The sequence below is a fragment of the Fibrobacter sp. UWB3 genome (assembly GCF_002210405.1).
Taxonomy (GTDB): domain Bacteria; phylum Fibrobacterota; class Fibrobacteria; order Fibrobacterales; family Fibrobacteraceae; genus Fibrobacter.
Window position 1 is genome coordinate 63103 of the sequence record NZ_MWQJ01000007.1, and the last position, 26221, is coordinate 89323.

The window sequence follows — 26221 nt, forward strand, 5'->3', positions numbered from 1 at the left end:
AATATAAATTTTTTTTAACCTATCTAGGTTGGAATTTGATCCATAATTATGGATATAGCGTCAATGAGGGTAATCGGGGAGTCCGATTCTGTCAGATGCGCCTTGTGGCAGACTCGTCCGAAGAGCATCTCGGGGGTGATGCCGGCTTCTTTGTCTTGGCGCAGGCTATGGGCGAGCTCGCGTTTGGAAAGCTTCTTGTTGTTGTCGTCCACGATGAGCGGGTGGTGCAGGTAGACAGCGCGTTCTTTGCGGCCAAGTGCTTCCATGAGCGCTATTTGGCGGGCTGTGGAGTTGCGGATATCTTCTCCGCGGACGATATGTGTGATTTGCTCGTCGATGTCGTCGACACAAACGGCAAACTGGTAGGTCCATTGGTTGTCGCGGTCGCGGATCGGGAAGTCGCCGCACTGGAGTTTTGGGTTCTCGTGAAAGTCCCCGAGGCGCAGGTCGTGCCAGTCGATAACTTTATTGGGGACGATAAAGCGAAGGTTATGCGGCGCTGAGTTGCTACTCAAAACTTCACTGGATCCTTCACTTCGTTCAGGATGACGAATTGCTTCGCTCAGGATGACAAGATGTTTGCATTTTCCCTGATAAATGATTTCACCGGTTTCGCTTTGCGGGTTCTCGGCGAGGAGCTGCTTGCGGCTGCAATAGCACGGATAAACGAGCGATTTGTCGACAAGTTTTTGGAGGGCGGCTTCGTAGATAGGTCCGCGGGCACTTTGTATGCTCTCGGAATCGTACTTGAATCCAAGCCACTCCAAATCTTCTCGGATGCCTGCGATGTAAGCGGGGCGCGCGCGACTCTGGTCATGGTCTTCGATTCTCAGATGGATTTTTAAATCCCATTTTTTGGCAGCCGCCCACACATAAAGAGCCGAAAGCAAGTGGCCTTCGTGAAGGTAACCCGTGGGGCTCGGTGCGAATCGAATTTTTCCAGACATGGTGCAAATGTAGTTACGGAGCAAATATAAGTTGTAAAAATGTTACTAAAGTCACACAAATTCTATGAAAAAACATATTTATTTTGTTTTTTGCGTCAAAACGCCATTTCTTATGATATATTAATAAACGATGGGATGTCAAACTGGAGTATTTATGGGTGGAATGAGTCTTTCGAGAGCCTGTGTGGCTCTGTTCTTTGCGTTTGCAGCAAATGCTTTCGCTAACGATGTTGTCGCTACGGCTTCGAACGGCGCAACGGTAATATTACATGACAATGGTCGATGGGAGTATCATCAGAACAACAGCAATATTCGCGATGTGCGCCAGAGCGCTATTCCCGAAGATGCAAAGTTCAATGTGATGGTGGAATACGAATCTCCGGACCGCGTGCGCAATAATGTTCGCCTTGCAATGGAAGCCGCCTATGCGACTGAAGAAGAAATTCGTGACAGCCTGAGAGCCGTTCCGAAGGGCGGTTACATCTATTTCCAGGTGAAAACGTCGCAAATCAAGAAGGGAATGCCCCGCAAGTTGACGTACTCGTTGTACGATGGCAGCAAGAAACCTATATTTACGAAAACAGCTTACGATACCGATGCGGTTCCGAGTGAACAGAGAGGCGTTTCTAACCTGCTCGTCGTCCCTGTTTACGGGCACCCGAAGTCCAATGTGATGCTTGCGCGTGTGCAGGCTCGAGACGGGATGGAGACGCTCGATATCGATATCCCCGTTAGGTAATTTGCATTGCTAAAATTTGCGGTAGTCGATCTCGAAACGACCGGCGGACATGGTGAAGATAATCGTATAATGGAAATCGGAATCGCCCTGATGGACGGTTCCGAAATTGTTGAAACGTACCACGCGCTTGTAGATCCGGGAACGCCGATTACGCCGTTTGTCCGCGAACTGACGGGCATCACCGACGAGATGGTGAGTGGACAACCGCAATTTGGAGCGATTGCAGAACATGTGGCTGCACTTTTGCAAGACCGCATTTTTGTAGCACACAACGTCCAGTTCGACTGCAAGTATATGACTGCGGAACTGAAACGCTGTTGCATCAAGTTCAACCCAGCGAGACTTTGTACGGTAAAGCTTTCGCGGCGTGTGTTCCCGGGGCAGCCGAGCTACAGTTTGCACAAACTTACGGAATCTCTGGGGCTCCCGGATTTTAATCATCATCGTGCTTTGGACGATACGCTTGCTGCGGCCGCCATTTTGAAGTCGGCTTTGGAGAAGGTCGGCGAGGCCGGCGTGATGAAAAACGTCGTGAATATCTCCGTTGCCAAGAAACAGGCGTTTAGTAAGTAGGGCTTGACAAAATTGCGTAAATCGCGCAAAAAAGTGTGACAACTATAGTTTACCAACTCTTTATCAACATGTTTTTGGTCATGCTTTGAAATAAATTGATACGATTTTGTTTTTTTTGTTTACTTTAAAAAAGACAACAGGAGAGGAGCTTATGTCTATCAAGCTTAAAAAATATGCAGCGGTTGCTGCGTTTTCGTTCGTGTCCATGCTTGCGTTTAACGCATGCGGTGAAGATTCAGAAGGCCCTCAGGGACCTGCTGGAGAACAGGGTGTTGCTGGCAAAAATGGAGAGAATGGCACTAGTTGCAGTGCTAAAGCTTTGGACGATGACTCCGGTTATGAATTGACTTGTGGTGGCAAGGTTGTTGGCACCATAAAGAATGGCTCCAATGGAACTAATGGTAAAAATGGAACAAACGGCGTCAATGGTGTCAATGGCTCAAGCTGCACGGCCAAGGCCTTGACGGATAAATCGGGCTTTGAACTCTCTTGTGATGGCGAAGTTGTTGGCGTTATCAAGAATGGTTCGAATGGAGCCAATGGTATTAATGGAACAAATGGCGAGAATGGCACAAGCTGTAGTGCTAAGGCTCTTGATGATAAATCTGGTTATGAATTAATCTGTGGTGGTGAAGTTGTCGGAACGGTTAAGAATGGCTCCAATGGAGAAAACGGCACAAGTTGCAGTGCGGAGCCTCTGGCCGATAACTCCGGTTTTGAACTGACTTGTGGTGGCAAGGTGGTTGGTACCATAAAGAATGGTGAAAATGGTAAAAAAGGTGAAGAAGGCTCCAGTTGTAAAGCTACGGCGCTTGCTGATGAATCTGGCTTTGAACTTTCTTGTGGTGGAAATGTTGTCGGTATAATCAAAAATGGGACCAATGGTGTTAAAGGCAGGAATGGTTCTAGTTGCACGGCTTCTGCTCTCGAAGATGGTTCTGGTTTTGAACTGATGTGTGGTGGTGTGAGCGTTGGCATCATCAAGAATGGCAAGGATGTAGAGAAGGTCCGCGGTGTTGGTTTCGATGCCTGGTACTATGGAAAGAATAGTGCGGATGGATTTTGTAGCCCCAATCATCGCGTCCTCTCCAGTGGTATAACTGATCCTGATAATTTTGCGGATTGTGAACTTGTGGGTGAAAATGTCGACTGGAATGGTGGCTGGTGGTATATGGGAAAATCGGGTGTAACCGAGGCCTATTGGGGGCCTAATTATGATGAGGTAATTGAAGAAGATCCTGAACAGGGTAAGTATTTTGCAGATATGTATTTTGAAGTAAATGACGATCAAGAGCTTGTCCATGAGGGGCATAATATCATATCGGTTAGAGTTGTACAGCCCGAGCCTGATAATTATGACGAAAATACGGACGGAGAACAGTCTGAAAACTTCTGGATGGGCTTTAATGTAACTCCAGATGAAAATAATGGCTCGGATGTTTCCTCTTGGCTCGGCTTATGCTTAAAGTATAAAGCGGATAAGCCGGACATGAGACTTGCTTTGCTTTCTATGGAAGCGGGTGAAGAATTTGAATCGCTTTCTTATATGTTGCCAGAAACATTTGGAGATGGGGATGTCATAAATATCCGCTGGTCTGATTTTTCTCGTGTCGATTGGGTTCCTAGAAACGAATGGAAAACAATTAATGAAACTGTAAAACATTTGTATACGGTAAGGTTCTATTTCTCACTGTGGGACGATGCCGGTGAAATAAAATTCGATATTGAAAAAATCGGTGCCTACGGCACTTGTGAAGATTAACAAACTAACAACTCAACAAGCGGGGAGCTTATGAATAAGAAACTGTTAAAAACAGCAGCGATTGCTGCTGTGTCTTTCTCTACAATGGCTTTCGTGGCTTGTGGAGATGATAGTTCGGATGCCAAGCCTTCTGCACCGACAGTAAGTAGTGGCATGATTCTCAATGAAAGCAGTAGTTCTGCGGTATCAACGAGTAGTGCTGACCTTAATGGATTATGGTACTACTTTATAGATGCTGGAAATGAAAATGCTGATGTAAAATGGGGACCGAATCCTGATCAGGCTGCGATTGTTGATGAGTATACTCCCGGCGATGGTAAACCTGTTGACCAGCAAGTTTTGGTTCGCTGTAATGGCGGCGTTTGTGGCAAGGTATATTTGACGGCTACAGATGGCTCTTGGAACGCTTTGCTTCTCCAATACTTTCTTGGACCAGATAGTTTGGAAGGATACAATTTTTCTTCTGTGCTAGGGGTTTGTATAAGATATAAAGCTGTATATTCAGGAAGCTCTGTAGATTATCTTAATGCACTTCAATCAATGCAAGTACGATTGGAAGTTGCTGATAATTATGTGTCTTCTCGTAATTACAATGCAAAATTTGGATATGAAGTTGACGAAAATTTAATTACAGGCAACAAAGGCGAATTAAGGGTCTTGAATGTGGCTTGGACTGATTTTACGACTAATGAATACTATGCAAATGAAGCGTATACCATAGCTGATGCTGTGGCTCATATGCATGCAATTCAAGTTGTTTTCACTCAAAATTCTGATTATGATGTGGCTATTCGATTTGATATCGAAAAAGTCGGAGTCTATGGCACATGCGCTAATTAAAGCTTTAATATTCCAGCTTTATATTTGAGCTTCAGGATGCGGGCGGCGGATTCTTCAATCCGTCGCTTGTATTTTGAACTTTTATCGGAAAGTTCCATCATGATGTCGAGCATGTCCTTGGCTTTGGACGTGTAAGAAATCATGAGAATGTCATTGCCTGCGTCGATGATGGCAGTGATGAGGCGCTTGAAATCTTTTTCCGGATAGTTTTTGCGAGGAGGAATTTGCGTTTTGCCACTTGCCCAGGCGCGAAGCGAGGTGCCCCAGAGGTCATCGGTAAGCACGACCATGTCCGGGAATCCACGGCGTGCCATTTTGACTATGTTGGCGTCAAAGACGGCGGGGCGGCTGGAAATGCGCAAAAAGTGGACGCTCGACATCATTGTGACGGGGATGTCTTTGGAGAGAGTCCTGAAAAAGCTCGCGTTCTGGTTGATTCTTTCTTTGGGCGAGGCGCTGATGGCGATTTGCAAGTCGCTGTTGGTCCAGGAATCATAACCGGGGAAGTGCTTTGAAACGCAGATGACGCCGTTGGCGCGCATGCCGTTGACGAATGCTCTGACTTTGTATGCGTTCGTGGTGTCGTTACCCCAGGAGCGGCGGCTTTCTTCCATGAACGAATTTGTGCCGCGGTGGTCTTTGGACGGGTCCAGAACCGGGGCCAGATTCATATTGATTTTGATGTCTTTGAGTGTACGCCCGATTTTCTTCGTGAGTGTGTAAATTTGCGTGGTGTCCATACGGCGCATTTCGCGGGCGCTCGGGAGGCCTTCCCATTGCTTTGAATACGATACTAAACGGTTAACGAGGCCGCCTTCTTGGTCGAGTGCCGTGAAAAGAGGAATCTTCAAGTTCCTGTCGATTTCGTCCATTCGTTCTTTGTAATTGTCGAAACTGCGGAGGTGCTTGCCTGTGATGAGAACGCCGCCGAGTTCGTTCTCGATTATGAATTGCGGAGAGGTGAGGAACACCATGATCATTTGGCCCGCTTTTTGGCGCATGGACATGGAATTCCACAAAGGCATGAGTTCATCGGGCAAGTTGTACGGATTTTTGCCGGACTTAGCAACGCTCGACGAAGACTGTACTGTTGTGGACGAGCTGGAGGTCGCGGAAGAGCTTGATGTCGCGAGAGTCGCGGACGAACTGCTCACAGCGGGCGTCATCTGCTGTACGCTTGACGAGGATTCCATCACGCACATGGTCTCTTCGGACGATGAACTAGCGTACAATAGCGTTTCGTTTTGTGCAACAGGGGCTGTGTTCTTTGCAGAAGCGCTTGTCGTGGGCATGATGATGCTATCTTCGATGGCCAACGGCGCTTTAGCTTTAGGAATGTTTCCCGAAGCAAGCGCAGAACAAGTCGCGAAAAGAACAAGTGTAAGTAAAAGTCTAAAGGTCATGTATTAATATTCATTGTGTCTTCTTGACACAGAAATTCATTTGTCATCCTGACACTGAAAGTGGAAGGATCCAGTGAAGTTTAACTGGATTCTTCGTCCTTGTGGACTCAGAATGACGTTCTTGGAGTATTACTCTTCACTTTTCTTCTTTACACCGAATCGGCGGGGCTTGAATTCACGCGGCGGGAAATCGAACTTGAGCTTGCCCTTCACGAGCGTGAGGTACGCGTCGAACAGGCGGCGAGTCTTATTGCTGCGGAAACCCTTGATGAGCGATGTCTTTTCGCCGGCGAGCAGTTTCTTGATGTCGTCGAGCGGGAGCTCCTTGCCCAAAAGAATCTTCGGGAGCGTAATGCCACTCGGTTCTTTTTTTACGTAGCTTTCGGAGACGTAGCCTGTGAGCGTTTCGTAAACGTCGGAGCCGTCTACCGGAGACTTGCCGATAACTTCACCGAGTTCGATTTCTTCGGGCTTTTCGTCAAAGACAAATTCAACCTTGTTCTCGTCGTTAATGATGAGAACGGCCGAGAATTCAGCGCCCTTCTTGCTGCGGAAACCGGTCAATGGGCCAATCTTGCGCTTGGTCAAGAGCTCTACGATTTCACTTTCGGTGAGGTGCTTGCCACCAATAATCTTGCGGATGACGATGCCATCTTCGGTGGTGTAGCGGCTGACCGTTTCGAAAACCTTCTTGCCGTTCACGGGGCTGAAGCTTGCTTCGCCAGTCGTGCTTTCTTCCTTGAATCCCTTGATATTTTTCACCATCGTCTTTGTCATTTCGACGATGCCGTTCATGAACGTTTCGCGAGATTCCTTGCCCTTCGAGATGAGGTCCATCTTGTATTCCCATTCGCCGGTAAGTTCCGGGCTGGTGAGGGCTTCGCAGTTCATGGCCGAAAGGACCTTGATGAGGTCGAATGCCTTTGCTGTCGGAATCATTTCCTTGCCGTCGCGGACAACGTACTTGTCGCTCACGAGCTTTTCAATGATGGCGGCGCGTGTGGCTGGCGTTCCGAGACCGCGTTCCTTCATGGCGTCACGCAGTTCATCGTCTTCCACGAGCTTACCTGCACTTTCCATCATCGACAAAAGCGTGCTTTCGGTGTAGTGTGCTGGCGGCTTGGTAAAGTCTTCCTTCGATTCAATTGCAAGCGTCTTGGCGGTGTTGCCGTTCAGCTTCGGAATGTTCGATTCTTCGTCGGATTCCTTGCCGTAAATAGCCTTGAAGCCCGGGTCCACGAGAATCTTGCCTTCGGTGATGAAGGTCTCGTTTTCGACTGTCGTGATTCGGGTCGTGTTCAAGTACTGCGCTGGCGGGAAGAACACCGCGATAAAGCGCTGGCAAATCATCGTGTAGATTTTTTCTTCGGCTTCGGAGAGGCCCTTCGGCACGACGCCTGTCGGGATGATGGCGAAGTGGTCCGAAATCTTCGAGTTGTCAAAGACCTTGGGCGTGCGCTTCACGTAGTTCTTGTCCAAAGCTTCTTGGGCGAACTTGGCGAGTGGACCTTCAATCTTGCCGAGTGTTGCCTTTACTGGAGCCACGTAGTCTTCGGGCAAGCAACGGCTATCGGTACGCGGGTACGTGGTTGCCTTGTAATGTTCGTAAAGCGACTGGGCGATGGAAAGCGTTGTCTTGGCGCTGAATCCAAAGCGGTTGTTCGCTTCGCGCTGGAGCGTGGTGAGGTCATAGAGCTGGCCGCATTTTTGCTGGCTTGGGGCCGTGGTCTCTTCGATAGAGCCTGTCTTCCCCTTGCACTTGGCGAGAATTTCCTGAGCACGAGCTTCGTCAAAAATCTGCTTGACGCGGTCCTTGTTGTTTTCTTTATCGACGGTGAACCACTTGCCTTGGTAACCGGCTCCGGAGTTGTCGAACGAGGCTTCGATGGTCCAGAACTTTTGCGGTACAAAACGGTTGCGTTCTTCTTCGCGCTTCACGATAATGGCAAGCGTCGGGGTCTGCACACGTCCGCACGGTGTAATCTGGAACCCGCCCATAGAACTGTTGTAGGCGGTGAGGCCACGGCTGCCGTTCATGCCTACGAGCCAGTCGGCTTCGCTACGGCAGAGGGCGGCGTTCCTCAAGTTCACCATGTCTTCTTCGGTACGGAGGTGTTCAAAGGCGTCCTTGATGGCGGCAGGCGTCATACTCTGCATCCAAAGTCTCTTGAACGTCTTGCCCTTGAAGTTCCCCTTGAGGATGTAGTCCACGATGTAATAGAAAATCAGTTCACCTTCGCGGCCCGCATCGCATGCGTTTATAATCGTCGTCACGTCCTTGCGCTTGATGAGCTTGCCGAGGGCGGAGAGATGGGCTTTAGTGGTCGGGAGGGCGACGAGCGGGAACTTTTCGGGGAGCATGGGGAGCGTTTTCATGTCCCATGCCTTGTAGCGTTCGTCGATATCTTTCGGGTCGGCGATACCAACGAGGTGACCGATCGCATGGCTTACGATGGTCGTGTCGCTTTCGTAATAGGCGGTTTCTTTCTTGAAGGACTTTGCACCGAGCACTTTGACGAGGTCGGCTGCCACGCTGGGTTTTTCCGCGATGATGAGCGTCTTACCTTCGACGGCCGCTTTTGCCGTTTTGGTGGCGGTCTTCTTTGTAGTGGTTTTTGTTGTCGCCTTAGTTGTAGTTTTAGTCGTTGCCATTTTTATTTCCACTTAAAACGTCCGAACAGTCCGAACAGTACGGCCAGTACGGTAAAGGGGGCGTGGATGAACTCAACCGGGATGCACCACTTGAGGAGGTGTTCCTGCTTGAATATTTTGAGCCCGCGAATAATGAGAACCATGTCGCCTACGCTCTTGCACAAGAACGCTATCAATGTGGCGACGAAAATTTTGAAACTGAAAATCGAGAATGCTGCGGTGATGCAGAGCATGGTAAGAAACAGGAATACCATCGAGAGCACAAAGACGATTTTGGGAGTGTAGTAGATGGTCTTTGATGCCCAGCGCTTGCGCTGTTCCCAGAGGGCCTTGAGTGTTTCCTTGCCGCTTGTGGTGACGAACGTGGCGGGCGTGATGCAGTAGCGCATTGCCCATGGGCGGTCGGCTGCCAGTTTTTGCATCAGGAGGTCATCGTCTCCGCTTTGGATCTTGATGACGCCCGTAAAGCCGTTCACGCTCTGGAAGAAGCTCTTGCGGTAGGCGAGGTTGTTGCCCGTGCTTGTGAGCGGGAGGTGCATGGCGAGGCCAGCTGTGCCTGCGATGCGGTAAATCAGCGTTTCGACCGCCTGCATGCAGATGATGAACGGCGAACTCTTGTCTGTTGGGATGTACGAATGCCCGGCGACAAGTTCAATCCCCGGTTCAAATTCCTTGACGAGGAACTTGATCCAGGACGGCTGCACGATGCAGTCGGCGTCTGTGAGGCAGAGAATTTCACCGTTGCAGGCGTCAATGAGCTTCGAAAGAGCCTGCTTTTTAGGGCTCACGCCTTCGGGGATGGAATCAATCGTGAGCACATGGAGGCGTTCAAACTTTGCTTCGTATTCCGCGAGAATCTTCGGGGTGTCGTCCGTGGAGCGGTCATCGGCTACCCAGACCTCCCATTCGCCCTCGTAATCTTGCGAGAGGACGGAATCGAGCGTTTCGCGGATGCCTTCGGATTCGTTACGCGCTGCAATCAGGATGCTCACCTTCGGGAGCGGTTCCGGATCGGCAAAGCCTTCGCGCACTCGCCCGAGCGCACGGTAGAACCGCACTTCTAACCCGAGATAGAAGATGGCGAGTATTGCCAAAAGCCCGATGGCTATGTATGTCAAAACCGTAAGGAACATTGTTCTTCGGCAAAATGTAATAAGGTTTTTTTGAAAGTTTAAAACGCACTCTTAAAATCGCGGGGCATTTTTGCGTATATAATATAATAGTAAGTAACGAAGTGCTGAACGCGTGGGCAGTGACTAGTGCAAGCTCTTGATAAACTCTGGCGCAAAATCTACACCATTTGACCACGTAATTGTGTGGGCTTGCAAGCAGAAATCCTTGAACACGTTTAGGTCTGCGAGTTGCTTCACTATTGCTCGATGGTCTGATTTGATGACTTTCTCAAAATCTGCAACAAAATGATATCCGTCATTGAATGTGATGGATATCTTGTAATTGTCAATATATTTTGCGTCTATCACATGCAGCATTGTTTAAACCAACGGAGCTATTTTTTTATACATCCCCGTTTTTGTTAACGAATTCCAGTTGTCAATCAATTCCTGCTTATGGAGTGTCGCCCACTCAATAACGAGACCTTTGACCCTTGCTGGAAGATTGCCTTCTAGCATTTGAAATGTAGATAATTCGAAGATTCCTTCCAAGTCGTTGTATATTGCATGGAAGTGTGGAGGCATGTGGTCGTTGAAGTACATTTGTATGATGATACCTAAAAAACGGCATAATTCTGGCATTTTGACTCCTTTTCGCAGACAAGCGTGAAACTGCGAAAAATTTTGATTTTTTTGCTCATTTGAGCATCTGAAATATAAACTTGCAAAAGTCGATTGGCAAGAGGTCTTTGCTCAAAAAAATGAATCCGCTAAGTGCGGTGAAATGCTAGCTTACTTTCTCGCGGAAAGTTTTGGCCAGGAATTTTCGGGCTTTTGATTGAGGTAGGTGAGGCGAGTCCAGGAATCGTCACGGAATGCGCTACCGAGCATGAGCTCGTCTATTTTCCCAGTGAATCCGCCGATTTTAAAGTCTGCAAATTCTCGGTTGCCATCCCAATCGCTGCGGGTTTCTTCGGCTTCGATTTTAACGCCATTGATAAAGTAATTTGTTTGTGGTATGGAATGCTTGCTGAATGCGATGAAAATCCATTTGCCAGCTTCGATTCCTTTTGTACCGGATGCCCATGTTTGTTTGTAACTTGCTGTGTCCGTGGTGTAGAACTCTACGACAAAGCCAAGGTCTGGATCGTAGCGGAGTGCGTATTCATCAGCTTTTTCAAAGATGGTCTGTTGCTTTAGCGATTCAAGATTGACCCACAGTGAGAAACAGAATTGCTTACCATCAAAGGACAAATTAACCTTGCGAGTGGAGTCTGCCTTCGCGGAGTTTGTCGCGATGATTGAAGTTGTTGCGTCTAGCGTAATGGATGTGCCGAGTACACCGTCTGCGTTGCGGCTTGTGACCGTTTCGGTTCCCATTTCTGCGGCGGTTAGTGATCCGTCGAAATAGCCTTTTTCTGCATCGTCCTTGATGTCGGTTTCGCTATCGAAATGGTACACGAGCGAATAGCTGCGGTTAGTCGGGAATACGTCGTGAGCGTAACCCGATTCAAGCGCGTTGTTGAACGAAAGCTCTAGCGAGTCAGAGACGTTTAATGAATCCACGCTTACCCAGAAAATAGCTTCTTTTGCGTCAAAGACTGAATTCACAATCGGGAGCTTTTTGCTGCGTTTGCCGTCTTTTGAAATGCGTACAACTTCCCAGCGCCCTTGCAAGCGAGCGAGTGTATCGATGTCGCTGTTTTCTGCGGTCAGGCGGAGCGCAAGCGGAATGTCGCTCACAAAAGACGAGAGCGTGTCTTCGCCTTCGGGGAGTGCAAGCGGGGCGACGAACGTGTATTCGATATGGGGATAGTTGATGAGCGTCTGGACGGTCGTGTCTGATTTGACGAAGACATCCCCGTAATCCAACGTGTCGTTTTCTATATAAATTCTGAGGCCGAGCGTGTCGGTGGGCAAGCTGTCGATAATGGCCTTTTGCGCGTGAACGATCACTTTGCGTAAGATGGTCGTTCCGGGGATTGTGACCATGGCGGACGTGCCGTCTTCAATGAGGCTGTTGAACGCGATTTCGACAGAGCCTGGAGCGCGGAGCGTATCGCTAACGGCGATGGAATCGTCTTCGGTGACGTTTACGTTCTGTACGAGGAACCGTTTGCCGGATTCTTCGTGGAATGCTTCGACGGCGTAAGTGCCTGCAGGGATGGAATCGAGGCTGTAGTAGCCTGTGGAATCTGTTTCCGTGGAGTAGGCGGCGGGGAGCTCGCCTGAGGCTGCGTCAAAGTCGCTAGGGACGCAATGCACGCGTGCGAATGCGGCGGGATTGCCGTTATCCAAAAGGAAAATACCGGCGAGTTCCGGAGAACCCGTCTCGGCGCTGTTGCCTGCAATATGGCTGTCGGAGGAGCAACCTCCAAAAATTGCGGTGGACGCAATTGAAACAGCCAATATGTTTTTGCAGAACTTCATTGATACCAATATATATAAGATTTGCTAAAAGCGGGAGGGCTATTAATCGCTATAGTAATCGTTATTGGATATAGTGGCGTAATGTTTTGCCTGTTTTGGAGTATTCAATCACGATGACGTGCGCAACGGGCATCTTGGCGGGCTTGCGGTTGCCGGAGTACAGCGGGCGTCCCTGAATGTCAAAGATGCGGTAGAAACCTGCTTCGGCTTCGGTCGCGCGCTGCATGGGGGAGGCGATGCCGATGGTTCCGCTGCTCGATTCTGCTGTGATTGCTGAACTGCTGGATTCCGCGACGCTCGATGAAGAAACTTCGCTAGAGCTAGATTCCGCGACCGCTGAGCTGCTTGCGGGAGCCGCGCTGGAACTAGATTCTGCCACGCCTTCGACGGTGAACGTCACGTATTCAGACATCCACGTGAGTCCGGAATTGTCCGTCACGACGGCGACTGCGGAATGTGTGCCTGCGGCGAGATTCTTGGCGGTGACCTGGTACGGCGTAGCGGTTGCTGTCCCGACGAGCGTGTTGCCGACGTAGAATGCTACGCTTTTCACGGAGCCGTCGTTATCCTTGGCGTCGGCTTTTAAGGTTACGTCTGCGCTTGCAGAAATTTTTGAGCCTGCGGCGGGAGCGGTGAGCGTTACGCTTGCGGCCTTGTTGCTTTGACCGAAGCCCTGGTTGTATTCGGGCATTTTGCCGTAGCGTCCGCCGACGCCCGAGAGGTTCGGAATTTCTTTCGGGAGGTCTGCGACATTGCGCTTTTCAAAACTGTAGCTTGGGTTGAATGTTTCGGCTTGCGGGACTCCGCTTTTCACGGTGCCGTTGTAGCGGTGCTGTTGCTTGGTGCCGTTCCCGAACGTAACTCCGCTAAAGTAAACGTAGCCGTTATCGCCCCATTCGGCGAGGTAGCCTTGACCATCGCTGATGTAGCTGTTTTCGTAGCGCACGTAAGCCTTGGCGTTTGCGCTGTGACCGTTTGCGCCTGCGATAAAGAAGCGGTTGTAATCGACGTACTGGTTGTACAAATGAACTTGCGAGCCGTTGTTTTCACCGGTGACTTTCGGGACGCGACCGTAAGTGTTGTGCCAGTAGTTGTTGGCGTAAGTTAAATGGGCGTCTTCAACGAGAGCCATGTAAGGGTCGGTACCCCAGCAGTTGTATTCGTTGGCTCCGTCAAAATCGAGATAACTGATAGTGGCGTTGTCAACAAATTCCATATCCATGCCATCGGAAATCCATTTGTAGCTGATATGGTCGGCCCAGAATTTGTCTACGTGCTTGCTGGCGGTGCCTACGGTTTCAAGGCCGTCGCCGCCTTCGATCAAGTGCGGGTTCACATCGTAAATCGCGAGGTTGCGGTAGATGTGGTTCCCAGAACCTTCGTTACTGCGCACGGCGATGGATGCTCCGCGGAGATTTGCGCCACGGCCCATGCCCACGAGACTCTTGTTCGGCTTGGTGGTAATCCAGTTGCTCCACGCCTGTAGATTGTCCGATTCCTTCACGATTTCGAGTCCGGATTCACCGAGGCTCGCGCAGCTATTTTTCTCGAAGGCGATGCGGTAGAACTTGTTCGTCTTGCCTGTCACGCGGTTCGTCTCGCCACAAGTCGTGCGGCACCAAGTACGCCCTTGCTTGTTCGCCTCGGTCACCGCATTGCGCATTTGCCTAAAGTCGTAAGTGCCTTCGGGTACGAGAATCGTGACCGCATCGTTGCTCTGCAAGTATTTGCGGATGCTTGCGGAATCGCTTGCAATGACGACTTTGCCTGCGTCGCCACCCGTTGTGGTGACACCGAAGCCCTCGGCTTTCACGTTGAAAGTGAAAAGTAAAACTGCGGTTGGGTCAGATTCATCGCTTGTCCAAATCCATTTCGCTTGTGTGTTTGCTGCGAAATTTTCGAGCGCACCGCCACTCGGGAGCTTGTTGTTTGCGTAAGAAAGCGTTGTGGCACCTCCCCATTGCGAGAGGTCGCGGCCCTTGTTTTTCCAGGAGTTGTTGCTGACAACGGGCTTTGACTTCCAGCCACTGCCGGAATAGTAAGATTTGTCGAGGTCGTCGATTTGCACGAGAACGCCCGGAGCGCCTTTGCCATTTACTCCTACGACAGAAATGGCGTTTTCGCCGGGCAGGAATGTCATCGGGATAAAGCGTACTCGGCCTGCCTGATTGTCTTCGACGAGGAGAGAACCGTTGTGGTAGAGCCTGTAACCGCCATCGGCGACAATCCAAATGCCTGGGCCTTTCCCGGCGTTGTACGTGGCGGCAATCAGCTGTGAACCGACTTTGTCGCCACCGCCGTAAGCGGCGTCGGACGGGAGCGTAACGACTTCAGAGGCTTGAATTTTTGCAGCCGCATCTGCCGCGTGTACTGCGGAAATTCCGAAAATTGAGACAACGCTTGCAAGCGCTATTTGACCAAAACCTTTCATACCCATTGTTCCTCACTTTTTTGCGATTACCCAACTTTTGGCTTGTTCCATCCCTTTATAGCAATTAAGCCAGGCGTTGCGGGCTGGCGTCTGAAGCCCGCATTGGGGGTAATGGAAGACCGCGAAGCGGGCTGCAATTAGGGGGATTATTCCCCCATACCCATAATCTATATCTTGCGGCGCGCACTTCAAAGCGCTTTTCTCGTGAAAGCTGATTTCTCGTTGTTTCTGGACAACGCTAAAGTCGCTTTTTTATACTCCGCAAAACATAATTTTCTTACATTTATGGCATGGGCGAAAAGAAACTAGGGAAAAAAATCTTCGAATACCTGGACTACCGGGAGTTTTTGAAGGATTATTATAGCGCAAAGAAGGAGGCGAACCCTGCTTTTTCGCTCCGCGTTTTCTCGGATAAAATCGGGTTCAAGGCCAAAGATTTCATCAGTCGCGTGATGAACGGTGACAAGAATCTTTCGAGCGCGAGCATCCCGAAAGTGGCTTCTGGCCTGCGCCTGGGCAAGCACGAGACCGAGTTTTTTATTGGGCTTGTGAAGTTCAATCAGGCGGAAACGATGGACGAGCGCAATGCTGCGTTTGAAGAAATGCAGGCGGCGCTCAAGGTCGTGCGCTTTTCCGAGAAACAGCATATTCTCGGGCATGCGCAGTACATGGTGTATTCGCATTGGCGGCACCTGATTATCCGCAGCCTTATCGGCATGTTCGGTTTTGACGGCGATTACGAAGCGCTTGCGAAAATGGTCCACCCGCATGTGACTGCGGACGAGGCAAAAAAATCGGTGAAGTTGCTGGAAGATTGCGAACTTATCAAGAAAGGGGACGACGGCAAATACGTGCTCACCGAGAGCGCGATTAGCACGGGGGACCGCACGTCAAAACTTGCGCTGCGCGGTTTCCACCAGCATTGTTTAAAGCTTGCTGCGGATTCTATTGATCGCGACCCGCCGGGCTCGCGTCACGTTTCTGGGCTTACGCTTGGCATCAGCCAAGAAGGCTACGAGCGCATCGTGGAGCGCATCAACGCCTTCCGCAAGGAAATTGCGCTCATCGCCGAAGAAGATAAGAATTCAGATAAAGTTTTTCAGTTGCAATTTGCGCTGTTCCCTGTTGGCGGAAAGTAATTTTTCTCTCTATCAAATCCTACAACGAAACACCTCGGCGTTCGCCGAGGTGTTTTGGTTAGGTTGATGAGAATATTTAAAACATTACTCTGTATGGAATTTGCTTTTCGAAACGGCGGCCTTTCAAGTCGTGGAAACCTTGCTTGCGAGGGAACAGACGTAAATCATTGCGGTTTGCCGCTCGGCGATTCATAATTGCGGTAGTTGTAGAATCGCCTACTTCTGTGGAGTCTCCTGCAACAATAGTTGATATTGCGAGCTGTTGTGTCACGCCGATGTAGCGGCTAAAGGTATCGCCCGCATTGTCCTTGAGCGTAAATTTGATGTAGCCCACGCCACCGAAGTTATCAGCAAGTTTTACAGTTATCTTGGAGCCGTTCACGGTTGCAGTCACGCCTGTAGGGGCGGAAACCGTGTAGGTGCCGTTGTCGTAACCCTTGGTAAATTGAGCAAGGTCAATGACCTGTGTTTCGCCCTTCGCAAAAGTATAGTGGGCGCGAGCCATCCATTCGAGATAACGTTCGAGTTCAGTCCAGCCGTCACCCAATCGGTCTTTGTTTGCATCGCTAAAGTCACCGCTCTTGGATTTCGGATTGTAACCGTACATATTTTCCCACCAGTCCGGGAGACCATCGAGATCGGAGTCGTAATCGTTTGCCCAGCTTGTGCTCGGATACGGTTCCCAGCCCTTGATATTCGCTGTGTCAACGGCGTCCGTTTCGCGGTCAGGGATTCCCTTGGTTTTGCCGACTGAACCCACGACGCTGTAAGTCCCGTTTTTTGTTTCCCGAATCATGCGTTGGTCATGATTGTCGAGAATAGGCATTGTTTGGCCTACATCGCTCAGCACGTCCTTGTATGCTGCCGATGCGCTCTGCACTGTGGCGTAAGAATCAAAGAAAGGTTTGCTATTCCATGGTTCCCAATCGAGAACTTGCCCGCCGCTCAGTGTGTATTCGCGTCCGCAGTTGTCGTTGTTCCCATTGCAAGTGAATGAACCGTTTGCGGCTTGCAAAATGTTGTTGTGGTAATAGTAAGCTTGCGAACCTTTGCCAGTTCCTTCAAATTGGGCGCGCAACGTATAGCCGTGAAGAGTTGTGCCTGCGCCTTCCTTGTAGTAATTGCCGACGAAGTTTACTTCGTGCGCTCCGCCATCGGTCACGCGGCTTTTCCAGTTATAGACCACGTTGTTGAAAATGTCTAGGCGACCCGCGTAATAGCCGTTACCGTCTAGCCCACCGCCAAGACTCCAGTTGCGCCCTGCGTTGTGCGCCAGCAAGTTGTGGTGGAAACTCCCGATGTCGCCGCCGATTGTTGCTGCGTATCCATGTCCTGTTCCTGCTGCATAATTTTGATGGTCTGCGACATCCAGGGCTTCCGAAATCAAAGTGCGCTGTAGCGTCAGGTTTTTGCCGCCGCGACTGCTGAACGCTTCGTCAATTGTCCAGCTGATACTTGCGTGATCAAGAATGCTGTGGTCTCCGCCTGTAAGGCCCATGCCATCGTAAGTTGTGCCGTAGCCTAAGCGCACACGCATAAAACGGATAACCATATCCTTGCCCGTAAAGCCGATGGGAGCGCTTTTAATCGTAATTCCCTTGCCGGGTGCAGTTTGCCCAGCAATCGTTACATAATCTTGATTGCACACTAGGCGACTTTTAAGTTGTATTACGCCTGCGACTTTGAACATGATGGTTCGTGGACCGATATCTGCTGTACACGCTTCGCGCAAACTGCCGGCGCCATCGTCGTTCAGATTTGTTACGTACACGACTTTTCCGCCACGGCCACCGATCGCGTTACGACCATAGCCCTCGGCTCCTTCAAACGCTAAACGCCCTGGTTTGAATGACCAGACATTCCCTGCCGTAACCGTTCCGTTCGCATCAACTTCATCCACGCGCCAATAGTAGGTCTGCAATGGATTTGTGTCCGAAACTTTGTATGTCGCTGCCGTCTGCTCGCCTTTGTAAACGTCGGCTGTCGAGGCAGTCGCCTTTAAAACCGTTGCAGAATCCGTACCAAAATAAACCTGATGTTTTTTTGCGGATTTCGCCGCCGTCCACGAAAGCGTCAGCGCCCCGTTTTCATGTGGTGCGTGGTAATCCAAATCCGTCGGAGAAGGACTTGTTGCCTGTGCTGCCACATTGGGAACATTCAGTTCAAAACCGTTTAGGGTAATCGTACCTGTGTTTAGCTTTATCGCAGTCGAGGCGCCCGTCCCGCCCACATTAAAAGTCACGTAAGTAATCGCTGCATCGGATGTCGAAAGTGCGCGATTTGTTGGTTTGACCGAGGCTTGCTTCAAATTGTTCACATAGACATCAATGCTGTTGCTTGCCACAACGCCATCGACGTTGTTCAGGTACAAAAGGAGGCTGTGCGTCCCTGCTGCAAGATTTGAGAACGTGAGAGTAATGTTTCCGCCGCCTTCGACCATCACGCCGTCGCACACAAGGCGCGCATAGCTCGGGGACTGCACCCCGGCCTTGTACCAGTTGGCCTTGAGGTTACCGCTACCCGAGATATTTACTTTCACGCCTGAAAGAGTCGTGTCTTTAGATGTGACTCCCGAAACTACCCACGGCACATAATTCGGCTCGGTTACTTCGCTCGAATTGCGCCCGCTCATGTCGAAATCAACTTTGACGATTGGCGAACCCGCGAAGGCATGCGATGCCCCTGCGAGCCAAACGGCGAGCGCGCTAGTCAACATTTTTAGTCCAAAACATCCCATAATAAACTCCTTTTATCGCGTCAAGTAAACACCTCTATGTTTACGTTGTTTCACAAGACGTCCTCGCAAATCATAAATTCGCCCGGAACCATTCATCAGCATTCTTTGCACATGGGACTTTAGCGATGTTGTCGTGGAATCCGCTATGCCATTTGTACTATCCGCAGGAATAATAGGGGCATTTGTGTCGGTAATTGTAAATTTCCCGCTGCGGGTTGCTTCGCCAAATTCCGCATCGCCACCCTTAGTCGTAATCGTGTAGGTGAACTCTCCGCTAACGGCAGGCGTTCCGCTGAAGTATAGGGAATTTGTCTGTGCATTCCATTTGGCTGTTACGCCTGCAGGGAGGTTTTCGACTGTTGCACCATCGGCATTCTGGATTGCAAAAGTGAACGGGACAATCGAATCACCGAGTGCGATAGTTTGACTGCTGGATCCTGCGCCCTGCTTGATAATCGCGGCGGGTTTCGGTGTATGATCGCCGACGAGCGTAATGTCAGGCGTCGGGAACTTGTCCTTATTGCCGTATAACCAAAATCCTAAATGCGGAGGTTGATTGTAGGCGGTGTTTTGCCAGCTCATGCCGAGACGGTAAATCGGGTCGTGCGCAAGCGTGTACATACGGTGTTCCGTCGGAATGGTGGTCGTGTAGATGTAGAGCTTGGAAGCTCCATCATGCAAAATGACTTCTTCGCGCCAGTCGCCTAAAATATCACCGCTAAAGTTCGGCGTTGCCTTGGTGGTGTTGCAGCTGTTGCCCTGCATCTGAAAAAGCGTATTGCTCTGTTGCTTGGCATGGTCCCACTTGCTGATGGTTGTATTGTCCAACAGTTCATCAAGCAAGTCGCCATCCCAATAAATACGGAAGTTATAAGCGGGGCGCTTGTCTGCTTTCCAAATTTTTCCTTTTACGGTATAGGTGTTCCAATTAGCGGCAGACCAAAGTTCGTGTCCACGGTTTAGCGAATCCACATCGCCTGCGACACCGCGCCCGTTATCGCCCGAACTCGTTTCGTTAAAAAGTAGCTTGCCGGTACGGGCATCGTGCAAATCGTAGCCGTAGGGCTTTTCTTCGTGAACTTGCCAAACTTCAAGACCGGGGTTGTCGGGGTCGAGATCGCTCAAGTGCATGGCATCGCCGTGGCCCTTGCCTGTGCGGTACATGAATTTCCCGTTGTGGTCAATGGCGCAACTTCCTTCAATGATTTCATCGAAACCGTCGCCATCCACGTCGCCTGCGGAAATGTTGTGATTGCCTTGCCCGTAACATTCCTGTCCGCTTGTTGCTGCGTTGTAATACCAGCGTTGTGAAAGCGTTTTGCCATCCCAATCGTAGGCGGTAATTGCCATTCGGGTGTAGTAGCCACGCTGGAAAACCATGCTTGGCTTTTTGCCGTCGAGGTAGGCGTTTGTTGCGAGGAATCGATCCACGCGGTTGCCGTAGCTATCGCCCCAGCTTTTGACGGTGCCACGGCCGGGGTTGTAATCGACCGTCGCCATTTCCTTGCCGGTTTCGCCGTTGAAAATCGTGAGCCATTCAGGTCCCGAAAGAATGTAGCCGTTCGAGTTCCTGTAGTCCTTGCTGTGGTCGGCGCCTTTTGCAGAACCGAGTGACAGGTAATTGCCGCTACCGTCCTTTGTTCCGGGCGCTGTTTTTACGGCAAATTCTGCCTTGCCGTCGCCATCATAGTCGCCCACGAGCATCTGCGTGTAATGCGCCCCTGCGCGAATATTTACGCCGAGGTCAACGCGCCACAACTTTTTGCCATTCATTTTGTAGCAATCGATGATGACGTTGCCGGTTTTGCCCTTCTGCGAATTGTCTTTAGAATTGCTCGGATCCCACTTGAGAATCAGCTCAAATTCTCCATCGCCGTCTACATCGCCTACCGCGATATCGTTCGGGCTGTAGGTGTAATCGCTCCCACCATTCGGACGGTCAAGATTTACGGTCAGATATTGATTACTCCAAACAGAAACTGCTGCATCCGCCGCCATTTCCTTGCCGCCGACAACAGCCTTCACTGAGTATTTGCTCGATGCTGTTCCTTTTGTATCTGTGTAGTTGCTTGCCTGTGAACCCGTAAAACTAGCGATTTTCTCGCCATCGCGGTACAGGTTAAAACCGGTCGTATTGCCGTCTGTTCCGAGAACTCGCCAACTGAGGAAAACTCCGTTAGTCGTCTTGACAGCGACCAAGCCGCGATTCAGCCATTCCATCTGTCGCGCAGCCTGCGCACTCCCTAGCCCAAGCGCTAGGGACAATCCCAAACACCAAATTTTGTTCATATCCTATCCCTTTTTTAGCCGAAAAACCAAACAACAATAATCCGGCAAGATTAATATAAACCTGGATATTGGTTGTGTGCCTAATGAGCCCGATTTCTCGTTGTCTGCGGACAACTACGTAAAAAGCACCCCGGCGCTTTCGCCGAGGTGCTGTGCTTTTGCTTGTTTATCTTGTGATGTTAATCGGTCTTGCTTCGCGGTAGCTGCCCGTTGTGATTTTTACGATGTAGGTGCCGCGCGGTATTTGGCTCATGTTGAGCGAACGCTTGTGCAAGCCTGCGTTTTGCATTCCCGTGATTTCTTGTGCAAGTAATGCTCCGAATCCATTGAATAGGCTTATCTTCACATTGTCTCGCTGTGGGAGCGAGTAACAGATTTCGAGATTCCCATTACGGAGGGCGATGTCCATGTGCGTTGAAACTTTGTCGAGCCCATACATCAGAGCTGTGGTCTTTCCGCTTTCGTCACTGCCTAATCCGTTGGTAATGCTGATCGTGACTTTGAAAAGAACCGTTTTCCCGTTGTAAGTGAGTCCCTGCGTAAAGTTAAATTTGTCACCATTGCTGACTCGGTTGGGGTAGTGGCCTATCGCGAAAGTCCCGTTTGCCAAATCAGCTTCGCTGAATACATAGGCGGTTTCGCCCCATTCAACGACTTTGCCATCTTTGCTAAACCAGTGACCAGGTTCTTTTGCGGTGCTGTTGGTGACGATGTTTCCATCGCTTTCTAGTGCGAAGAATTGTGCCTGTGTGAGCGTTGCTATGGTGAGTCCGAGTTTCTTCGCAACCTCGCTGATATCAAATTTTGCAGAAACCGTCGCATAGTTGTCGTCAATCGGGAGTGTCGCTGTGATGTTGTATGTGGTTGCGCCGTCCGTGACGATTTTTGCGGAACTGCTGGAGCTCGCGGGCTTTTCACTGCTAGAGCTCGCGTGCATCTCGCTGCTGCTCGAAGATTCCGGCGATACGGAACTGCTCGAATTTTGCGTAATGCTGCTGCTCGAACTTGTCGGTGCGTCTCCGATTTCGGGCCACTTGTAATCAAGCTTGAAGTCGTTGTAATACTTGACGTTTGCCGCCCCTGCGCCGCTTACGCCTGCTTCGGGCTTCAACTTATAATCGTAATGCAACTTGCGAATTCCCGTGTTGCCAGTGTACTGGTAATCGGTATTCACGATCACCGCAAAGACCATCGGCGTGCCGTTCGTCGAAGAAGGCGTCTTGTCCAGGCGAAGCGTCGCGGAACCTTCGCCCGTAATGGGTTCGCTGTATACAGGCGTTCCGTCGGTTGCACGGTAGCACAGCAAGAAGTTCATATTCTTGTTGTTGGAATTCGCGCCGTTCGGGTAGAAACTCACCGTCACTTCTTTAGCGCCGCTTTGCACCTTCAGCGGCACCACATTCGAGCCCGACCATCCCGGAGTCGTTTCCTGATTCGGAACAAGGTAGCCGTTGCTTTCCGTCACCGTCTGGTAGGGCGTCATGGTCCAGGTGTAGCTTTTCCTGTTATTGTCCCACATGTCCTGTTCCCAGTAGGTGTCGCTTCCAAAATGCTGGTTCAGCAAATTCTTGATTTCGCCGGACCATTTTTTCATGTCAAGCATCGCAAGCCTTGCGCGGAATTCGGTAATGAGCCTGCGCACGCCCGCATCGCCAAGGCCCTTGTCGAGGCCGTAGGTCTCGAGCAGGTATTTGGTCTTGCCGTAAGCGTTTCCGTAAATCCAGCGCACAGCACCCGTTCCAATCCACGTGCCGATAAAAGTCGGGAAGATGTTGCTGTACTGCGAGCCGCCCAGCAGGTAACGCTGATTCTTGCCGGTTACGCCACCGCCATCGGCGCCGCCACCAGGGCCACCGAAAGTACCGTCAATCAGCCAGCCCGAATAGGTTTCAATAGGCATAAACGGCGCAATAACCGTTGCCGCGTTCAAGAATCCCATACCGCTGTATACACCATCGCGGTGGCTGAACATATCTTGCTGAATCCAGGTGTTACCCGCTTCCTGGAACCAGTGCGCATCCTTTGCGCCGGGGTAACCATTCGTCATCGAGTGAATTCCCTCATGAATCATCGCATCCATCTGCGCCACGCGATCACGGTAAGGGCAACTCGTATTGAAGCTATACAGCGGATAGAACGAAGCGGCCACGGCCGTGTAGCCTGCTACCCATGTTTGCCAACCGCCCGTAGTATCCGTCTTTGCGCCACCGGCACACGTACCCGAGCCGTAGTAATAAACTGCGCTGTACTGGCCTTCTTGCGCCTGGGCATCCGGCGCCCATCCCATCTCATTGTACAGATACTCGAAATCGGTATCGTACTTCTTAAGAATCGAATCAATCGTCACGTCGGTAATGCGGCTGTCGCGATCCTTGCCCCAATAAAACGCCCACCACTTACCGGCCTTCTTTCCGGTAACGCCCGAACAATTGTTATTGAACTTGGTCGGCGGCTGGATATCGCCCAGATTCGATTTCGTATCGTAATCTAGGTCGCTGCGATAGCCGGGCCATGTGTAAGCATCACCCGACGCCGCATATACGTGAACACCTAGGGCAGCCGACAAAACGGCGCCCGGAATCCATCCCAAACAACTTTTTTGCATAACACACTCCATTTTTATGCTATTTAGAGAAATAATTTTTGGTGTGCCCTAGTGCAAGTTTTTAAGAAAAATGGAATGATTTTCTGTGTTAGAAGTGTGTAAATGTGTAAGAATAATTAATGAAATATATTGATTTAACTTTAATTTTGTGTATTTTATTGATTTTTGTGTAAAAATTTTCTAGTTTAAAACCATGTGCATTGCGCTTGAACATCTGTTTGACTATGACGACTTCCGCAAGTTCCTGCAAGACTATTTTGAGGAACAGAAGAAAATGCGGTCGGTGTTTTCGCATCGATTTTTTGCGGCAAAAGCGGGATTCAGTAGCTCTTCTTATTGTCTGAATGTTATCCGTGGCCGTTTCAATTTGACTCCGAAATCCATCGAGAAAATTTCAAAGGCGATGGAATTTGAACCGTTGCAAAAGACGTATTTCGAGGTGCTGGTGCAGTACAACCAGGCTCAACAAGTTGATGAGCGCGAAAATGCTTGGAATCAGATTGTCCAAATTCGCAAGCAGATAGAATTTACGCATGTCACGACGCGTGAACAGGGGTATTTTGAAAAGTGGTATTACCCGATTGTGCGCGAATTGGCGGTATCGTCGGATTGGGATGGGGACTACCGTGTGTTGGCGCGTTCGGTTGTGCCGCAGATAACGACGGACGAGGCACGCGATGCGGTGAAAAAGCTGCTGGAATGGGGGCTCCTGAAAAAAGAGGGTGGGCGTTATGTTGAAACATCGCAAATGCTCGATGCTTCGGAAATTCCGCCAATGGCTTTGCGACGCATCCGTCATGAATATATGCAGCATGCGATGGGCGCCGTGGAATCCATGCCCAAAGACGAGCGCTTTGCTGCGTTCACGACTCTTGCGATGAGCGAAAAATCCTACAATTATGCGGTAGAGGTGCTGGAAGAAGCCCGCAAGAAAATTATTGCCCGTGCGGCAAATGATTCGGAAGTGGAACGCGTTTACGAAATGATGCTTGTGGCGTTCCCGATGAGCAAGAAAATAGGGAAGGAGGCGGAAAATGAAAAATAGACAAGTTTATCTAAAGTTGTCGCGTAATTGCGTTGCGTGCGTGATGTCGCTTGCGTTTTCGTTGTCGTTCCTGGCTTGCTCGGATAGCGATGGTGTGGCCGGTGGAGTGACCGATATCGGAAATTCAATTGCGGATTTGTCTGATACGCTGAGGTATTCCGGTGTAGTGCAGGACTTGCAGGGGCGTGCTGTTCCTGCTGCGCGTGTCGTTGCCTACTTGGATAATTCGAAAGAAATTGTGGATTCGCTTGAATCGGTCGCTGATTCTACAGGGTTCTTTAAGCTAGGTCCGATTCCAAGGATCTCGGCGAAAGGTTCTCCGCGTTTCTATGCGGAATCCAAAGGGCTGTCCGGTTTGCGTGGCGATGGACTCTCTGACGTAAGGTTGGATACGATTTGCATTGGCACGCGCAAGACTGTAAGTGGAAAAATTGCCGGGGCGACTTCTGGTTATGTGCGTATTCCGGGAACGCGTTTGCGCTCGCCTGTTAGTGAAGATGGCTCATTTGCGTTCGATTCCATTCCGGCGGGCTATAGAATGGACCTTGTGTACATGCAGAATGATTCGGCTATCGCTCAGTTCGAATTCACGGCACTGGAATCGAAGGATTCGCTTAAGTTGCCTGAACTTTCGGTCAATGGGGAATGGCTTACGAGCAACGATATGCCTGTTATTGCGGATTACTATAGTTTCCATTATTACCTTCCGTATGATTATTATCTCCCGAATGGGTATGGCGACCCGGAAATTGAAGTTTATCTCGGCATGAACCGCGATATCAATGTGCTCAACCATGATTCTTCTGTTGCGGAAAACGTAAACTATGTAGATGGTTTGAACGGCAAGGCGGTGCTTTTGGAACCGGGACAATTTATCGACTTGGATACGCTTAATCCAACGGGCGGCGACTTTACACTTTCGCTTTGGACCAAGTGGAATGGCCCCAACGGCGAACACCAGGTGTTGTTTTGCCAGCGAGCTTATTGGAGTGATTCTACATCGCGATTCCAGTGGCATTATGAGGTGAATAGCGGAACGTTTGCCGTAATGAAGGGTATGCCGGACTACCCTGGGGCAGTGTATTTCGGGGATTCGACATCCGTGCCTGTCGGGGAGTGGGCTTTCCTTGTGCTCGTTTCCAAGAATCACATGGTGAGCATGTATGTGAACGGTAAAGCGGTAGCAATTGCGGGTTCCGATGGAGCTGAATTTGCAGGGGAATTTGTGCCGAACGAGCTGAATCGTAACGTCCCCTTCCGCATCGGTGGCGATGAAATCGAGACTGAGACTTGGAACGGTGTGATTGACGAAGTTCGCGTTGAATCCATCGCCCGTAGCCCTGAATGGATCAATGCCATGTATGAGCGGCTGAAGCCTTAAAAGGTGCGCAAAGTGTCAATTTCGTTTGCGCATGCTAACATGCTAAGGCGCAGTGCTTAGAATTGACTTTGTCAATAAAAAAGCACCCCGGTATTTCCCGAGGTGCTTTGATTTTGGGTTCGATGAGAATGATTAG

19 protein-coding genes are annotated in these 26221 nt (G+C 50.1%); 8 read left to right on the top strand and 11 right to left on the bottom strand.

The window, feature by feature from the left end; translation table 11 throughout:
- Positions 1-23 precede the first annotated feature (23 nt).
- A complete protein-coding gene (locus B7991_RS09150; protein WP_088630657.1) occupies positions 24-947 on the bottom strand; it encodes a glutamate--tRNA ligase family protein in 924 nt (307 codons plus the stop codon).
- 154 nt (positions 948-1101) lie between these two features.
- Between B7991_RS09150 and B7991_RS09155 the strand changes: the two genes are divergently transcribed.
- From B7991_RS09155 to B7991_RS09170, 4 genes are all read left to right on the top strand, one after another.
- Positions 1102-1686 carry a hypothetical protein gene (locus tag B7991_RS09155; protein ID WP_088630552.1) on the top strand — a complete coding sequence of 195 codons (585 nt, stop codon included), beginning with the start codon at positions 1102-1104 and terminating at the stop codon, positions 1684-1686.
- 6 nt (positions 1687-1692) lie between these two features.
- A complete protein-coding gene (locus B7991_RS09160) occupies positions 1693-2259 on the top strand; it encodes a PolC-type DNA polymerase III (RefSeq protein WP_088630553.1) in 567 nt (188 codons plus the stop codon).
- 151 nt (positions 2260-2410) lie between these two features.
- Positions 2411-4021 (top strand): hypothetical protein, encoded by a 1611-nt coding sequence (locus B7991_RS09165; RefSeq protein WP_088630554.1) that lies wholly within the window; start codon positions 2411-2413, stop codon positions 4019-4021.
- Positions 4022-4051: 30 nt separating this feature from the next.
- Positions 4052-4861 carry a hypothetical protein gene (locus B7991_RS09170; RefSeq protein ID WP_088630555.1) on the top strand — a complete coding sequence of 270 codons (810 nt, stop codon included), beginning with the start codon at positions 4052-4054 and terminating at the stop codon, positions 4859-4861.
- Here B7991_RS09170 and B7991_RS09175 read toward each other — a convergent pair.
- On the bottom strand, positions 4858-5841 hold the full coding sequence (locus B7991_RS09175) for a glycoside hydrolase family 3 N-terminal domain-containing protein (protein ID WP_217898052.1): 984 nt from the start codon (positions 5839-5841) through the stop codon (positions 4858-4860). The genes B7991_RS09170 and B7991_RS09175 overlap by 4 nt on opposite strands.
- On the opposite strand from B7991_RS09175, the gene B7991_RS14990 reads away from it, so the two are divergent.
- Entirely contained in the window at positions 5834-6271 is a 438-nt protein-coding gene (locus B7991_RS14990) for a hypothetical protein (protein WP_217898053.1), read from the top strand. The two genes, B7991_RS09175 and B7991_RS14990, sit on opposite strands and share 8 nt — an antisense overlap.
- Before the next feature lie 122 nt (positions 6272-6393).
- Here B7991_RS14990 and B7991_RS09180 read toward each other — a convergent pair whose 3' ends face one another.
- The 6 genes from B7991_RS09180 to B7991_RS09205 form a co-directional block, all read right to left on the bottom strand.
- Positions 6394-8916 carry a DNA topoisomerase III gene (locus B7991_RS09180; RefSeq protein ID WP_088630557.1) on the bottom strand — a complete coding sequence of 841 codons (2523 nt, stop codon included), beginning with the start codon at positions 8914-8916 and terminating at the stop codon, positions 6394-6396.
- Positions 8917-8918: 2 nt separating this feature from the next.
- Positions 8919-10049 carry a glycosyltransferase gene (locus B7991_RS09185; RefSeq protein ID WP_073423537.1) on the bottom strand — a complete coding sequence of 377 codons (1131 nt, stop codon included), beginning with the start codon at positions 10047-10049 and terminating at the stop codon, positions 8919-8921.
- A gap of 123 nt (positions 10050-10172) precedes the next feature.
- Positions 10173-10406: a DUF2442 domain-containing protein gene (locus B7991_RS09190; protein ID WP_088630558.1), complete on the bottom strand. Its 234-nt coding sequence runs from the start codon at positions 10404-10406 to the stop codon at positions 10173-10175.
- 3 nt (positions 10407-10409) lie between these two features.
- Positions 10410-10670 carry a DUF4160 domain-containing protein gene (locus tag B7991_RS09195; protein WP_073423921.1) on the bottom strand — a complete coding sequence of 87 codons (261 nt, stop codon included), beginning with the start codon at positions 10668-10670 and terminating at the stop codon, positions 10410-10412.
- Between the two features lie 150 nt (positions 10671-10820).
- Positions 10821-12458: a LamG-like jellyroll fold domain-containing protein gene (locus B7991_RS09200; RefSeq protein ID WP_088630559.1), complete on the bottom strand. Its 1638-nt coding sequence runs from the start codon at positions 12456-12458 to the stop codon at positions 10821-10823.
- Between the two features lie 61 nt (positions 12459-12519).
- Positions 12520-14889, bottom strand: coding sequence for an Ig-like domain-containing protein (locus B7991_RS09205; protein WP_254917918.1), 2370 nt, complete (start codon positions 14887-14889; stop codon positions 12520-12522).
- Between the two features lie 290 nt (positions 14890-15179).
- On the opposite strand from B7991_RS09205, the gene B7991_RS09210 reads away from it, so the two are divergent.
- A complete protein-coding gene (locus B7991_RS09210) occupies positions 15180-16028 on the top strand; it encodes a TIGR02147 family protein (protein WP_074209778.1) in 849 nt (282 codons plus the stop codon).
- A 76-nt stretch (positions 16029-16104) separates the two neighbouring features.
- On the opposite strand, the gene B7991_RS09215 is transcribed toward B7991_RS09210, so the two are convergent.
- The 3 genes from B7991_RS09215 to B7991_RS09225 all read right to left on the bottom strand — a co-directional run bounded on the left by B7991_RS09215 (position 16105) and on the right by B7991_RS09225 (position 23659).
- Complete coding sequence (locus B7991_RS09215; RefSeq protein ID WP_088630561.1) at positions 16105-18744, bottom strand: hypothetical protein; 2640 nt, start codon at positions 18742-18744, stop codon at positions 16105-16107.
- 33 nt (positions 18745-18777) lie between these two features.
- Positions 18778-21054, bottom strand: a complete 2277-nt coding sequence (locus B7991_RS09220; RefSeq protein WP_088630562.1) for a rhamnogalacturonan lyase — start codon at positions 21052-21054, stop codon at positions 18778-18780.
- Between the two features lie 166 nt (positions 21055-21220).
- Positions 21221-23659, bottom strand: a complete 2439-nt coding sequence (locus tag B7991_RS09225) for a DUF4859 domain-containing protein (protein ID WP_088630563.1) — start codon at positions 23657-23659, stop codon at positions 21221-21223.
- A 193-nt stretch (positions 23660-23852) separates the two neighbouring features.
- Between B7991_RS09225 and B7991_RS09230 the strand changes: the two genes are divergently transcribed.
- A complete protein-coding gene (locus tag B7991_RS09230; protein ID WP_088630564.1) occupies positions 23853-24704 on the top strand; it encodes a TIGR02147 family protein in 852 nt (283 codons plus the stop codon).
- Complete coding sequence (locus B7991_RS09235; RefSeq protein WP_088630565.1) at positions 24694-26085, top strand: LamG domain-containing protein; 1392 nt, start codon at positions 24694-24696, stop codon at positions 26083-26085. The genes B7991_RS09230 and B7991_RS09235 overlap by 11 nt, the downstream gene beginning before the upstream one ends.
- Positions 26086-26221 lie beyond the last annotated feature (136 nt).

Bases quoted from the DNA above. Each gene is read 5' to 3' on its own strand.
- B7991_RS09205 (WP_254917918.1), bottom strand. From the start codon at position 14,889: ATGAAAGGTTTTGGTCAAATAGCGCTTGCAAGCGTTGTCTCAATTTTC.
- B7991_RS09170 (WP_088630555.1), top strand. From the start codon at position 4,052: ATGAATAAGAAACTGTTAAAAACAGCAGCGATTGCTGCTGTGTCTTTC.
- B7991_RS09190 (WP_088630558.1), bottom strand. From the start codon at position 10,406: ATGCTGCATGTGATAGACGCAAAATATATTGACAATTACAAGATATCC.
- B7991_RS09230 (WP_088630564.1), top strand. From the start codon at position 23,853: ATGTGCATTGCGCTTGAACATCTGTTTGACTATGACGACTTCCGCAAG.
- B7991_RS09225 (WP_088630563.1), bottom strand. From the start codon at position 23,659: ATGCAAAAAAGTTGTTTGGGATGGATTCCGGGCGCCGTTTTGTCGGCT.
- B7991_RS14990 (WP_217898053.1), top strand. From the start codon at position 5,834: ATGATCATTTGGCCCGCTTTTTGGCGCATGGACATGGAATTCCACAAA.
- B7991_RS09180 (WP_088630557.1), bottom strand. From the start codon at position 8,916: ATGGCAACGACTAAAACTACAACTAAGGCGACAACAAAAACCACTACA.
- B7991_RS09175 (WP_217898052.1), bottom strand. From the start codon at position 5,841: ATGATCATGGTGTTCCTCACCTCTCCGCAATTCATAATCGAGAACGAA.
- B7991_RS09200 (WP_088630559.1), bottom strand. From the start codon at position 12,458: ATGAAGTTCTGCAAAAACATATTGGCTGTTTCAATTGCGTCCACCGCA.
- B7991_RS09210 (WP_074209778.1), top strand. From the start codon at position 15,180: ATGGGCGAAAAGAAACTAGGGAAAAAAATCTTCGAATACCTGGACTAC.
- B7991_RS09165 (WP_088630554.1), top strand. From the start codon at position 2,411: ATGTCTATCAAGCTTAAAAAATATGCAGCGGTTGCTGCGTTTTCGTTC.
- B7991_RS09215 (WP_088630561.1), bottom strand. From the start codon at position 18,744: ATGTTGACTAGCGCGCTCGCCGTTTGGCTCGCAGGGGCATCGCATGCC.
- B7991_RS09155 (WP_088630552.1), top strand. From the start codon at position 1,102: ATGGGTGGAATGAGTCTTTCGAGAGCCTGTGTGGCTCTGTTCTTTGCG.
- B7991_RS09185 (WP_073423537.1), bottom strand. From the start codon at position 10,049: ATGTTCCTTACGGTTTTGACATACATAGCCATCGGGCTTTTGGCAATA.
- B7991_RS09220 (WP_088630562.1), bottom strand. From the start codon at position 21,054: ATGAACAAAATTTGGTGTTTGGGATTGTCCCTAGCGCTTGGGCTAGGG.
- B7991_RS09235 (WP_088630565.1), top strand. From the start codon at position 24,694: ATGAAAAATAGACAAGTTTATCTAAAGTTGTCGCGTAATTGCGTTGCG.
- B7991_RS09150 (WP_088630657.1), bottom strand. From the start codon at position 947: ATGTCTGGAAAAATTCGATTCGCACCGAGCCCCACGGGTTACCTTCAC.
- B7991_RS09195 (WP_073423921.1), bottom strand. From the start codon at position 10,670: ATGCCAGAATTATGCCGTTTTTTAGGTATCATCATACAAATGTACTTC.